The sequence below is a fragment of the Mesorhizobium sp. U510 genome (assembly GCF_059180695.1).
The window spans coordinates 5,025,059-5,037,804 of the sequence record NZ_CP180532.1; the positions used below are offsets into that span (position 1 = coordinate 5,025,059).

11 protein-coding genes are annotated in these 12,746 nt (G+C 65.2%); 5 read left to right on the forward strand and 6 right to left on the reverse strand.

Translation table 11 applies throughout. The features are described from left to right. Positions 1–2 precede the first annotated feature (2 nt). The 3 genes from ACLGL5_RS26180 to hmuQ are packed head-to-tail and all read left to right on the forward strand — an operon-like array spanning position 3 to position 1,948. Positions 3–446, forward strand: coding sequence for a hypothetical protein (locus tag ACLGL5_RS26180; RefSeq protein ID WP_069092351.1), 444 nt, complete (start codon positions 3–5; stop codon positions 444–446). Beyond that, positions 362–1,576 carry a TonB family protein gene (locus ACLGL5_RS26185; protein ID WP_245307268.1) on the forward strand — a complete coding sequence of 405 codons (1,215 nt, stop codon included), beginning with the start codon at positions 362–364 and terminating at the stop codon, positions 1,574–1,576. The genes ACLGL5_RS26180 and ACLGL5_RS26185 overlap by 85 nt, the downstream gene beginning before the upstream one ends. A gap of 57 nt (positions 1,577–1,633) precedes the next feature. Then, a complete protein-coding gene (gene hmuQ / locus ACLGL5_RS26190) occupies positions 1,634–1,948 on the forward strand; it encodes a heme-degrading protein HmuQ (protein ID WP_019858631.1) in 315 nt (104 codons plus the stop codon). Positions 1,949–1,960: 12 nt separating this feature from the next. Here hmuQ and putA read toward each other — a convergent pair whose 3' ends face one another. Continuing rightward, positions 1,961–5,569 (reverse strand): bifunctional proline dehydrogenase/L-glutamate gamma-semialdehyde dehydrogenase PutA, encoded by a 3,609-nt coding sequence (gene putA / locus ACLGL5_RS26195; RefSeq protein WP_069092352.1) that lies wholly within the window; start codon positions 5,567–5,569, stop codon positions 1,961–1,963. Between the two features lie 163 nt (positions 5,570–5,732). Between putA and ACLGL5_RS26200 the strand changes: the two genes are divergently transcribed. Next, the gene (locus ACLGL5_RS26200) at positions 5,733–6,185 is read left to right on the forward strand and encodes an Lrp/AsnC family transcriptional regulator (protein WP_027046935.1); all 453 of its coding nucleotides are present in this window, start codon (positions 5,733–5,735) and stop codon (positions 6,183–6,185) included. 57 nt (positions 6,186–6,242) lie between these two features. Here the strand turns inward: ACLGL5_RS26200 and ACLGL5_RS26205 are convergent, their stop codons facing one another. Together ACLGL5_RS26205 and ACLGL5_RS26210 are read right to left on the reverse strand one after the other, a co-directional pair. After that, positions 6,243–7,442 (reverse strand): cytochrome-c peroxidase, encoded by a 1,200-nt coding sequence (locus tag ACLGL5_RS26205; RefSeq protein WP_019858634.1) that lies wholly within the window; start codon positions 7,440–7,442, stop codon positions 6,243–6,245. 7 nt (positions 7,443–7,449) lie between these two features. After that, positions 7,450–7,899 carry a FixH family protein gene (locus ACLGL5_RS26210; RefSeq protein WP_027046936.1) on the reverse strand — a complete coding sequence of 150 codons (450 nt, stop codon included), beginning with the start codon at positions 7,897–7,899 and terminating at the stop codon, positions 7,450–7,452. A 151-nt stretch (positions 7,900–8,050) separates the two neighbouring features. On the opposite strand from ACLGL5_RS26210, the gene ACLGL5_RS26215 reads away from it, so the two are divergent. Further along, positions 8,051–8,971 (forward strand): sugar kinase, encoded by a 921-nt coding sequence (locus tag ACLGL5_RS26215; protein WP_027046937.1) that lies wholly within the window; start codon positions 8,051–8,053, stop codon positions 8,969–8,971. 12 nt (positions 8,972–8,983) lie between these two features. Here the strand turns inward: ACLGL5_RS26215 and ACLGL5_RS26220 are convergent, their stop codons facing one another. The 3 genes from ACLGL5_RS26220 to ACLGL5_RS26230 all read right to left on the reverse strand — a co-directional run bounded on the left by ACLGL5_RS26220 (position 8,984) and on the right by ACLGL5_RS26230 (position 12,707). Beyond that, positions 8,984–10,006, reverse strand: coding sequence for an aldose epimerase family protein (locus ACLGL5_RS26220; protein WP_019858637.1), 1,023 nt, complete (start codon positions 10,004–10,006; stop codon positions 8,984–8,986). Between the two features lie 91 nt (positions 10,007–10,097). Next, positions 10,098–11,555: an NAD-dependent succinate-semialdehyde dehydrogenase gene (locus ACLGL5_RS26225; protein WP_038647332.1), complete on the reverse strand. Its 1,458-nt coding sequence runs from the start codon at positions 11,553–11,555 to the stop codon at positions 10,098–10,100. A 201-nt stretch (positions 11,556–11,756) separates the two neighbouring features. Next, positions 11,757–12,707 carry an AEC family transporter gene (locus tag ACLGL5_RS26230; RefSeq protein ID WP_069092353.1) on the reverse strand — a complete coding sequence of 317 codons (951 nt, stop codon included), beginning with the start codon at positions 12,705–12,707 and terminating at the stop codon, positions 11,757–11,759. Positions 12,708–12,746 lie beyond the last annotated feature (39 nt).

Below are 12,746 nucleotides of genomic sequence, written 5' to 3' on the forward strand. Positions count from 1 at the left end.
GCATGGCGAGCTTGACGACATCCCTTCGTCTGCTGCCCTCGACGTTGGCGATGTCGCTTGCGATGGTTCCGGCGCGGGCTGAAGGGTCCGCGCCGGCCCCCGCGCTGACCCTGGAGCTCAATGCCGCGCAACCCTCCGACAAGGGCTGCCGGCTGACCTTCCTGGTCAACAACAATCTCGGTGCCGACCTCTCCAAGGCGGCTTTCGAGATCGCCCTGTTCAACGAGGCCGGCGTTGTCGACCGGCTGACCGTGCTCGATTTCAAGGACCTGACGGCAGGCAAGACCAAGGTGACCCGCTTTGATCTCGCCGGCACCGATTGCACCAAGGTCAGCCGCGTGCTGATCAACAGCGCGACCGAATGCGCAGGCGCCGGCGTCGAACCGGCCGCCTGCATGCGCAGGCTGAAGACGGACACCAAGACCGGCATCGCCTTCGGCGTCTGAGAACGGCTTTGGGACTGCACCCCGCATTCACAGCAAATACCGTTGCCTGGCCGCTGGCCGGCCACGGATCGCTGACGCCAGGGGCAAACGATCTTGATTTGACTTTTGCCCGCTGGCCGCTGCAATTTCCGGCCCGCGACATGCAGGAAATCAGTCCCCTCCCCGACGCTGGCAGCGAGCTGGCGATAGCGCCGGCCGAGCCGCTTGCAGCCGCGCGGCCGGCGGCCCGATGGCCGATTGCCCTCGTCGTCTCCGGCCTGCTTCACGCCGCCATGGCGGCATTCTTTCTGATCTCGCCCGCCGGCACATTCGATTCCAGGAATGCGGAGCAACCGGAAGGCAGCGATCGCGCAGGCGACAAGGTGGCCGGCACCGCTTTGGACAAGGATCCAGCATCGATCAATGTCACGCTGGAGCCAAAACCGCAGCCGACGAAACCGGAGCCGGCGGCCAGACCGGTGCCGCCGACAAAACCCTCGCAGCCCGAGCGGGAAGCTGCAAAGCAAACTCCCCAACCCATCCCGGAAGCAGCCAAGCCGCCGCCCAAACCTTTGCCGGAAGCTGTCAAACAGCCTGCGGCAACACCGGACATACTGGTGGCGGCGACCCCGCACCCTGATGACCAGAGTGTGGCTGCCAGGGCCGAAACACCGGCACAGCCGAGCGTCCAGGCCGAGACCGCTGAGATGCCTGTCGCCGTTCCCGAGCAACCGCCGATCCCCAGCGCCAGGCCAACTCCGGCCGCCGCCCCTGCAAAAGCAGCGGATGAGAAGCGCGGCACGGCAGATGGGCAGGATCGGCTGGCTCAGGCAGCCAGCAAGGGCAGAAGGCAGAACGAGGCGGGGGCCGCCACTGAGTCCAGCTACCGAAGCGACGTCATCAGCAAACTTGGCCGCGTCTATCGAGCAGTGCCGCCTTCGTTGCAAGCGACGGCGCGCAGCAACACCGTTGTCACCTTCGTCATCGGCCGGCAGGGCAACATCGATGAGCTGCGTGTCGTCGAAAGCTCGGGCTCGGCAACTTTCGACCAGATCGTGCTTGGTTTCGTTCGCAAGGCGGCCCCTTTCCCTCCGATCCCACCAAAGGTCGGCAACAGTCTGGAATTCACCGGTGCGATCGGTCCGTTCTGAGAGCGGCCAACCCGCATCCTTCAATCGCAGCAGTCCACCAATTCAGAAAGGAACCCCATGTACATCGCCATGAACCGCTTCAAGGTGCAGAACGGCTCGGAAGCCGATTTCGAGGCCGTGTGGAAGAACCGCGATTCCAGCCTTGCCGAGATGAAGGGTTTTCGGGAATTCCATCTGCTGCGCGGCCCGGTCAACGAGACCGAAGGCTACACACTGTTTGCCTCGCACACGGTGTGGGCGAGCCAGGACGATTTCGTCGCTTGGACCAAGTCGGAGAATTTCCGCGCCGCGCACAGGAATGTCGGCACGACGAAGGTGCACTATCTCGGCCACCCGCAATTCGAGGGCTTTTCGGTCGTCGAGGGCGCCTGAGAATAGGCTGAACTAGGCCGCGGCAAGCAGGCTGGCATTGCCGCCCGCTGCCGTGGTGTCGACGCAGACCGCGCGCTCATGCGCATAGGCGGCCGGGTTGAGCACCTCGCTGACCAGCGGCACGATCGGGCCGGTCCTGTCGGCGATGACCTTGCGCACGATGCGCGCGGCCTCCGGCGTGCCCGAAAAGGCGACGACATCGACGCGCAGCGCGCGCGCCTCGACCGGATCGGGGCGGCCATCTATCGCCGCGAGCGGCAAGCCCTTGCCGGTCAGCGCCGACAAGGCGGCCGGCGCCCCAGGGGCCACGGCCAGCACCGCATTGCCGGCGGCGAGCGCCTGAATAGTCTGGGCAAGCAGCGTGTCGGCATCCGGCCCCAGGCACAACACCCGCCCGCGCGGCGACAGCGACAGCGTGTTGGCTTCGCCGGTCGGGCCGGGCAGGTCGACCTGGCCGAAATCGATTGCAGCGGCAGCGCCGATGGCGACAGCGCCCTTGCCGCGCAGATGCTTCCTCAGGATGGCGATCCGGTCCGGGCGCGTCGACCAGCCGCCGAGGGCCGGATCGGGCAGATTGTCGGCCAGTTCGGTCGCCGTCACCTTGTGGCCATCGCCAACTTCCGTACCGGCTTCCGGCCCCTTGCGGAAGCGGCGCAGATAGTGCGGGCCGCCGGCCTTCGGCCCGGTGCCGGACAGCCCCTCGCCGCCAAAGGGCTGCGAGCCGACGACGGCGCCGATCTGGTTGCGGTTGACGTAGATGTTGCCAGCATGGATGCCGTCGACGAAATGCTGGACGCGACCTTCGATGCGGGTGTGCAGGCCGAAGGTCAGGCCATAGCCCTTGCGGTTGATGGCGGCGATCACCGCGTCGATCTCATCGGCGTCGAAGCTGGCGACATGCAATACCGGCCCGAAGACTTCGCGCTCCATCTCCTCGATGCCTTTGACTCGGAAGACATGCGGCGCGACGAAGCGCCCGTCCTTCGGCGCCTCGAGCTTGGCGATCAGCCGGCCCTCGAGACCCTTCTTGGTGCAATAGTCACGGATAGAGGACTGCGCGTCATCGTCGATGACCGGACCGACATCGGTCGAAATCCGCCAGGGATCACCGATGTTGAGCGCTTCCATGGCGCCTTTCAGCATCTCCAGCATCTTCTTCTCGACGTCCTTCTGCACGTAGAGCACACGCAGCGCCGAACAGCGCTGGCCGGCACTCTGGAAGGCAGAGGCGAGGATGTCGCGCACCGCCTGCTCGGGCAGCGCCGTGGAATCGACGATCATGGCGTTCAAACCGCCGGTCTCGGCGATCAGCATGGCGTCGGGTGCCGCGGTCTCGGCCAGCTGCTTCTCGATCAGCTTGGCGACCTCGGTCGAGCCGGTGAAGCAGACGCCGGCAATGCGTGGGTCGGCGGTCAGCGGCGCGCCCACCGACGGGCCATCGCCGGGCAGCAGCTGGATGATGTCTTCCGGCACGCCGGCCTCGCGCAGCAATTCGACGGCGCGGAAGGCGATCAGCGGTGTCTGTTCGGCCGGCTTGGCGATGACCGAATTGCCGGTAACGAGTGCTGCCGCGATCTGACCGGTGAAGATGGCGAGCGGAAAATTCCACGGCGAAATGCAGACGATCGCGCCGCGCGCCTGCGTGCCGGTCTCGGCATTGGCCGCCTCGGCGGCGTAGTAGCGCAGGAAGTCGACGGCCTCGCGCACTTCCGCCACACCATCGGCCAGCGATTTGCCGGCCTCGCGGGTGGCGAGCGCGAAGAACTCGACCGCATTGGCTTCATAGAGATCGGCGGCGCGATCGAGGATGGCGGCGCGTTCGGCAACGGGACGCTTCGCCCAGGCCGGCTGCGCTTCCACCGCGATGCGCACGGCGATCGTGACCTGCTTGGCGGCGGCCTCGTGAACCGTCCCGACCACTTCATCAGGCTTGGCCGGATTGACGATCGGGCGCGGCTTGCCATAGCCGGCGGCCCGCGTGATCGGCTTGGCATGCCAGCGGTCCGGCCCGGCGAACGCCGCCCTGGCCTTGTCGATGGCCGCCAGCGTCACCGTGTCGGTGATGTCGAAACCTCTGGAATTGCGGCGGCCTGCGCCAAAAATCTGCGACGGCCTGGCAATCGCCGGATTGGCGGCGGGGCCTTGGCTTTCGACCGTTTCGAGCGGATCGCGCGCGATGTCTTCCGGCTCGACATCCTCGTCGGTCAGTTGGTGCACGAAGGAGGAGTTGGCGCCGTTCTCGAGCAGCCGGCGGACCAGATAGGCCAGCAGGTCCGAATGCGCGCCGACTGGCGCATAGATACGGCAGCGCGTGCCTTCGGCCTGACGCACCGTCTCGTGCAACGCCTCGCCCATGCCATGCAGGCGCTGGAATTCGAAGGAATCGCGGTTCTTGGCCATCGACAGGATGGCGGCGACGGTGTGGGCGTTGTGGGTGGCGAATTGCGGGTAAATGCGGTCGGTCATGCCAAGCAGTTTCTTCGCGCAAGCCATGTAGGAAACGTCGGTGTTGGCCTTGCGGGTGAAGACGGGATATCCGGCAAGTCCGAGCGTCTGCGCTCGCTTGATCTCGGTGTCCCAGTAGGCGCCCTTAACCAGCCGCACCATGATTGTGCGGTCGTATTTCTTCGCCAGCGCGTAGAGCCAGTCGATGACGAAGGCCGCGCGTGGCCCGTACGCTTGCACCACCACACCAAAGCCGTTCCAGCCAGCGAGTTCCGGCTCGGCCAGCACGCGATCGATGACATCCAGCGACAAATCGAGGCGGTCGGCCTCTTCTGCGTCGATGTTGAGACCCATGCGCGAATGCCTGGCTGCGAGTGCCAGCGACAACAGCCGCTCGGCCATGACCGGCAGCATCTCTTCCTTCTGCGCCACCTCGTAGCGCGGATGCAGCGCCGAGAGCTTCACCGAGATGCCGTGGTTCTGCCTGATGTCGGGACCGTTGGAGCCGGCATCGAGCGAGGAAATCGCGTCGGCATAGGCCTTGTGGTAGCGCAGCGCGTCGGCCTCGGTGCGGGCCGCCTCGCCCAGCATGTCGAAGGAATAGAGGTAGCCCTTCTGCGTCATCGGCCGGCCGCGCTTGACGGCTTCCGCGATGGTGCGGCCGAGCACGAACTGTTCGCCCATCTCGCGCATGGCGGCGGCCACCGCCTTGCGGATGACCGGCTCGCCCAGCCTGCGCACCATGGAGCGCAGCGTGCCTTCGATACCGCCCTCGCCCTCGTCAAGGACACGGCCGGTCAGCATCAGCGCCCAGGTCGAGGCGTTGACGAAGATCGAGCTCGATCCGCCGGAATGCGCCGACCAGTCATGCGGCGCGATCTTGTCGGCGATCAGATCGTCCATCGTCTCGGTGTCGGGCACGCGCAGCAACGCCTCGGCCAGGCACATCAGCGCCACGCCCTCCTTGGTGGAGAGGCCGTAGGCCGAGAGGAAAACCTCCATCAGCCGGGGATCGGACGAGCCGCGCACCGCCCGCACCAGATCGGCGGCTCGCGCTGAGATCGCATCGCGATCCCCAGCCGAAAGCCCTGTCGCCTCGGCCAGCCGCTTCACGGCCTCGTCTTCGTCGGGAAGATAGTTGGCGCGGATCTGCTGGCGGATGGTGTCGAGCGGCATGGCGGGTCCCGTGGAACGAGCATCAGGGAGCGGGCCGGCGGTCACCGGACCGAATGGCGCAAGCTAGCACAGGCGCGGATTTCAGTCGGTCCAAAGAAATCGACGAGATAGTCCAATCGATCTATCATTGTGCCAGTTCCTCAGAGATTGTACTGTGATTTTGATGACAGAAGACCAATTGGACCGCATCGACCGAAACATCCTGTCGGCGCTGGCGGGCAATGGCCGGCTTTCCATGTCGGAACTCGCCGCCAAGGTCGGTCTTTCGAAGACGCCGGTGCAGGCGCGGGTCAAGCGGCTGGAGAAGGACGGATACATCAGGGGCTATCAGGCGATCATCGACCGTGAGCGCATGGGCGAAGGCCATGTCGCCTTCGTCCAGGTGAAACTGTCCGACACCCGTTCCGCCGCGCTCGACGCTTTCAACCGATCGGTGCAGGCCGTGCCGGAGATCGAGCAATGTCACATGATGGCGTCGAGCTTCGACTACCTGCTCAAGGTCCGCACCCGCGACATCGCTGCCTACCGCCGCGTGCTCGGCGAGCGCATCTCGGCGCTCCCCCATGTCGCCCAGACCTCGACCTTCGTGGCGATGGAGACGGTGAAGGATCGCTGACCGTGATCCCGAAAAGTGGATGCCGGTTTTCGGACAAGATCATGGTCAAACAAGAGCCTACTCCGACAGCGTCTTCAAAAACGCCACCAGCGCTGCGCGTTCGCGGTCCGACAGCTGCAGCGGGTGGATCTCGGTTGTCCCCTCCACGCTCGGCGCCGCCTTGGCGTAGTGCGCCACCACCTCGTCGAGCGACGAAAACTGCCCTGCATGCATATAGGGCGGCCGCGTGGCCACGCCGCGCAGCGACGGTGTCTTGTAAGCCCGGATCAGCTGCGGCCCATCCTTGACCATGAAGCGCAGTTCCCCGCAGGCGCTGACGTCGCCGTCGCGATAGGCGCCAAAACAGTTGAACGGATCGGCCTCGACCTGTGCCACCGCATCGACGCGCCCCCGGTCCGGCGGCAGGTCCGTGACGGGTGGCACGCCAGTGTTGTGAAAACCGTTGTCGGTGAAGCGCGGGCCATTGTGGCAAGTCACGCAATTGGCTTTGCCGATGAACAGTTTCAGCCCAAGGATTTCTTCCCGCGTGAAGACGGCATCGCTCTTCGGCTCGGCGCCGGTGGCAAGGTCCAGGGCAAAGCGATCGAAGCGCGTCTGCGCCGGCTCGATCGAGCGTTCGAAGGCCGCGATCGCCTTGCCGATATTGGCGTAAACGCGGTTGATGGCGTCGCGCTGCGCATCGCTCATCGCGTTCCAGGCAGCCCTTTCGGCATCGTTGCCAAGCGGGCTGGCATTCAGCGGAATGCCGGCAAAATCGGGCAGCGGCCCGAAAATGCGCTCATAGCGCTCGCCGAAGCGTGCCTTGATGTAGTGCGCGTAGGCAGTACGGTTTCCTGCCTGCTCCAGCGGGTTTTCCAGCGGCGTCAGCGCTTGTGCCCACAGGCTGTCGCGGCGGCCGTCCCAGAAGAACCACGGATCGCGCGCCACGCCGGCCAGTGGCATGGTGCGCCGGTTGGTATGGCCGACGCCGACCGCTTGCGGCAGGTCGTCCTGGAACTGGCGGTCTATCTTGTGGCAGGTCGAGCACGACACCGTGCCGTCGCGGCTCATCCCAAGATCGAAGAACAGCGTCGAGCCAAGGGCGGCGGCGGCCGGCACGTCGGCGAAGCGATTGGTGGTGTCGGGCTTCAGCGACGGCAGCGTGTTCAACGCCAGCGAGGCTATGGTCTTCTTCTCCGCGTCGGAAAAATCCGGCTTGCCGCAGCCGACGAGGATGACGGCGACCATCAGCGCCAGAAAGCAGAAAAGGCGCTTCATCGATCGCTCACAGCACCACGTTGAACAGCACCGTATCGGAGCCGGCGCCCGACGAGATGGCGAACCGAAGTTGCCACCAGCCGCTCATCGTGAATTTCAGCCCCTCGATGCGGTAGCGGCCATCGCCGAGATAGTCGGTCACCTGCGGGCTGGTCGGCAGGCCGTGATTGTGTTGCGGCATGCCGCCGGAGATGGCGATCGCGGCGCGCTCCACCGAAGCCCCCGTCTTTGTTTTCAGCGTCAGCAGCCAGGATTCCAGTTCGCCCTGCCGCACCACGCCCCGTTCCGGTACGAAGCTCGCCATGTACAGCCCGTTGTCGGTTTTCTTCGTCCGCGAGACATCCGGGCCGACCATCTGCGCCGATTGCGGCGCGGTCAGATAGACGACCGCAAGAACGCCGACCAGCAGAGCAGCCAGACCAAGACCCGCCAAGAGATAACGCCATATCGATGCCAAACCGGTTCCTCTTCTGCGGATAACGCTCGGCCGGGTGGATCGCGTCCCGCCAGCCTGTGGGAAAACGCTGTGGCGCAAAAAAGCCTGCTTGCCAAGCATGGCGCTGCCGCCGGCAAAAAGCTACAGCACCGAAACCACTGGAGGATTGCAGATGGCGGGAAACGGCGTCGCCTCGATCGGCGAATGCATGCTCGAACTTTCGGGCCAGACCGGCCCGAACTGGCGCATGGGGTTTGCCGGCGACTCGTTCAACACGCTGTGGGCGCTGCATGCGCTGAGCGCAGACCGGCCGGCGACCTATGTCTCGGCCTTCGGCGACGACCCCTTTTCGCAAGGCCAGATCGGCTTCTTCGCCGAAAACGGCATCGGCATCGGCTCCAGCCCGGTGATACCGGGTGCGCGGCCCGGCCTCTATGCGATCACCTTGACCGGTGCCGAGCGCTCCTTCACCTACTGGCGCGGCGACGCCGCCGCCCGGCAGCTTGCCTCGGATCCCGCAGCACTGTCGAAAAACCTTGAAAATCAGGCGCTTGTGTATTTTTCCGGAATCACTTTGGCAATTCTGGACGATGCCGCGCGCAAAACACTGCTGGCCGCCGTGGCCAAGGCGCGTGCCGCTGGCTCGCTGATCGCCTTCGACCCCAATTACCGGCCACGGCTCTGGCGAACTCGCGAGGACGCGCAGGCGGCTATCGTCGAAGCGCTCGGCGTCACCGACATCGCGCTGCCAACCTTCCCCGACGAGCAGATGTTGTTTGAGGATGCGACGCCGCAAGCGACCGCCGAGCGGCTCCGGCAACGGGTCGGTGAAGTCGTCATCAAGAATGGCGAACAGCCGGCGCTCATTGCTGAAAACGGTACTCTTCACGACGTGCCGGCGATCCATGTCGCGGCCGCCGTCGACACCACCGGCGCCGGCGATTCCTTCAATGGCGGCTATCTCGCGGCGCGACTTGCCGGCCATGGCCCGCGCGAAGCGGCAAGTCGGGCACATCGCGTTGCCGCTGCCGTGGTGCAGGTCCGCGGCGCCCTGGCGCCATTCGAGACGCTGCGGGCGGCGTTCGAAAACTAGCCGCCTGGAGACCTATGGAAGGCGGAAACGATATTCCGTCACATGGTGATAGATCGCGCCCGGCCATAGCGTCGCCTGCGGGAAATACGGCCGGTTCGGCGCATCCGGCCATATTTGCGGTTCCAGGCAGAAGGCGGAAAAAGCCTTGTAGTCGCGGCCTTCGAGCCCCTTGCGCGGCGTCACATACTGGCCGGTATAGAGCTGAACGCCAGGCTCCGTGGTCCAGACCTCCATCTCGACGCCGGAACTCGCCCCTTGCGTCCATGCCGCTTGCCGCAGCGGCCCGCGCGCCGCGGCGAGGCAGAAGTTCTGGTCGTAAGGCAGTTGCTCGCCCTCGGTTTCCATGCGCAGCGGCCGCGCCTGGCGGAAATCGAAGGGCGTACCGTCAACCGGCTTGACCACGCCGGTCGGGATCATGTCGCTGTCGACCGGCAGATAGGCGCCGGCGTTCAGCATCATCCTGTGGTCGAGAATGTCGCCGGCGCCGCCATCATCCAGGTTGAAATAGGAATGTTGGGTGAGATTGCACGGCGTCGGCTCCTCGCAGGTCGCCGTCAGCTCGACGCTCAGCGTGCCGGGGATTTTCAGCCGGTAGGTGCAGGTGACGTCGAGGGCGCCGGGAAAGCCCATCGCGCCGTCGGGATCGTGCAGCGTCAGCGTAACGAAGTCCCTGCCATGCAGCGAAACCGCCCACGGCCGGTGCGAATAGCCCTGCGAGCCGCCATGCAGCGTATGCTTGCCGAGGAAATTTTGCTCGGTCTGGTAGCGGGTGCCGTTAATGGTGAAGCGGCCGTCGCGGATGCGGTTGGCATAGCGGCCGACCACCGCGCCGAAGAAGGCGTTGTCGGCCTCGTAGGCTTCCAGCGTGTCGTAGCCGAGCACCAGCGGCGCATCATGGCCGGTCAGGCGCAAATCCTGGATGATGGCGCCGAGCCCGATGATGTTGGCGGTGAGGCCACCGCCCCTGATGGTGAAGCGGCGCACCGGCTCGCCTGCCTGCGTCGTGCCGAAAACCTCGCCGTCCTTCATTGCCATGCCCGCAAACGTCAGTTGATCCAAAGGATTTCGGCAGGTTTTCTCAACCCGAGGTCGGCGGGCTAGGCCCGTCGACCTCGGGGATAAGGTATCAGAGGCCGAGGCCGCCGATACAGACATATTTGGTATCGAGGTAATCCTCGATGCCCTGATGTCCGCCTTCTTTGCCGAGGCCCGATTCCTTGACGCCGCCGAACGGCGCCTCCGGCGTGGTGATCAGGCCTTCATTGACACCGACCATGCCGTATTTCAGCCCCTCCATGACGCGGAAGGCGCGGCCGAGATCGCCGGTGTAGAAATAGCAGGCAAGGCCGAATTCGGTGTCGTTGGCGAGCGCGATGGCTTCCGCTTCGGTCTCGAACTTGAACACCGGGGCGACCGGGCCAAAGATCTCTTCCTTCATGAAGCGCATCTTGGGCGTCGCATTGGCGATCACCGTCGGCTGGAAGAACGAACCGCCGAGCGCATGACGCTTGCCGCCGGCGACGATCTTGCCGCCCTTGGCAGTGGCGTCGGCGATCAGCTCTTCCACCTTCTCGACCGCCTTCTCGTCGATCAGCGGTCCCTGCTGCACGCCTTCCTCGAGGCCGGAACCGACCTTCAGCCCGTTGCTGGCCGCAGCCAGCTTCTCGACGAACCTGTCATAGACGCCGGCCTGGACGAGGAAGCGGTTGGTGCAGACGCAGGTCTGGCCCGAATTGCGGTACTTGGCGGTGATGGCGCCGGCGACGGCACGGTCGATATCGGCGTCGTCGAAGACGATGAACGGCGCGTTGCCGCCAAGCTCCATCGACACCTTCTTCACGGTGACCGACGACTTCTGGATGAGAAGCTTGCCGACTTCGGTCGACCCGGTGAAAGTGATCTTCGACACCAGCGGATTGGCGCAGATCTCGTCGCCGATCTCGCTGGCCGAACCGGTCAGGATGTTGACGACGCCCTTGGGGAAGCCGACTTCCTCGGCAAGCGCGCCCCAGGCGAGGCCCGAGTAAGGTGTCTGCGAGGCGGGCTTCACCACGGCGGTGCAGCCGGCGGCGAGCGCGGGACCGAGCTTGCGGGCCAGCATCGAGGACGGGAAATTCCACGGCGTGATGGCGGCGATGACGCCGACCGGTTCCTTGGTCACCAGGATGCGGCGGTCCGCCCATGGCGAGGGCACGACGTCGCCATAGGTGCGGCGGCCTTCCTCGGCGAACCACAGAATGTAGGCCGCGGCCGAACCGATCTCGCCCTTCGATTCGAACAGTGACTTGCCCTGCTCGATGGTCAAGAGCTCGGCGAGCACGTCCTGATTGTCCATCATCGCATCGTGCAGCTTGCGCAAGAGCTTCGAACGCTCGAGCGCGGTCGTCTTGCGCCAGGTCTTGAAGGCGGCGTCCGCGGCCTCGATGGCGCGGCGGGTCTCGGCCTTGCCCGACTTCGGCACGGTGCCGATCTTGAGGCCGGTGGCGGGGTTGTTGACGTCGACCGTCTGGCCGCTGTCGGCCTGCACCCATTCGCCGTTGATGAGATTGGCCTGCCGCATGAAATGGCTGGTTTTCTGAAGCATGGTCTATCCTCCGTTCGGCGCACTAACGGGCCGGTCTGTGAAATCTTCGGTGAGCGTGCGCCATGAATTGAAGCCGGCACGCCGGAGCCACTGCTCTTTACCTAGGGCAAGGCCCGCAAGCAATCGCAAGATGGCATATAGGGGTTGGGCCAGCCCGGGACGAGAGCAAGCTTTGCCGCCTCGCCTCGATTTGCGCATGGTCTAGCCGAAGACATGCAGGACAATCGTCAGCCAGAAAGCCGTGGTGACGGCGGCAGAGGCGGTGGCGATGGTCATCTGGTTCGATGCCAGCGCCTGGCCCGTGTTGGACTGTACCGCGATGAGATAGGAGTTGATGCCCGACGGCAGCGCCGCCACCACGACCGCCACCTTGGCGGTCAGGGGCGGCAGGCCGAGCAGCCAGACGAAGGCGAGAACCAGCGCCGGCATCAGGAACAATTTCAGCGCCGAAAGCGCCAGCGCCGGCCGGACATTGCCGGAGATGCCGAAGCGGCGCAGGCTGAGCCCCATGGCAAACAGCGCCACCGGCCCTGCCGTGTTGGCCAGCGCATCGACCAGCCGCATGACGAGGCTGGGCAGCGGCACGCCGCTCAGCCGCCATGCCAGGCCGAGCAGGATACCGATGATCAGCGGATTGATGAACATCCGCCGCAAGAAGCTGCGCAGCACCCGCTGCGGATGCACATGTTCGCCACCGCCCCGGCCGAACATCTCGAACAGCACGATCGAGGCCATCATCATGACCGGCAGGTGCACCGAGACCAGCAGCGACAGCACTTCGAAGCCGCTCGGGCCGAATATGCCAAGGATGAACGGAGCGCCCAGCAGCACGACATTGGAATAGGCCGACGACACGCCGCCGACGACACCGGCGCGCGCGTCGCGCCCGAATATCCGCGTGGTGACGAGATGGCCGGCGGCCCAGGTGATGGCCGCCGCCGTGAAATAAGCGCCCCACAACGGCCACGGCGCGACGCCGTGGAAATCGGCCTTCACCATGGTCTGGAACAGAAGCAGCGGCATCGCCACCGAGACCGCGAAATCCGATATCCCCTCGCCGCTCGCCGGTCTGAGATAGCCGGTCAACCCGGCGAGATAGCCGAGCGCGACCAGGCTGAAGACGAAAAGCACGGTTTCTGTAAGCGGAGACATTTTTCAGGGATAGGCGAGCCACGCGCGCGGCGCAATCGC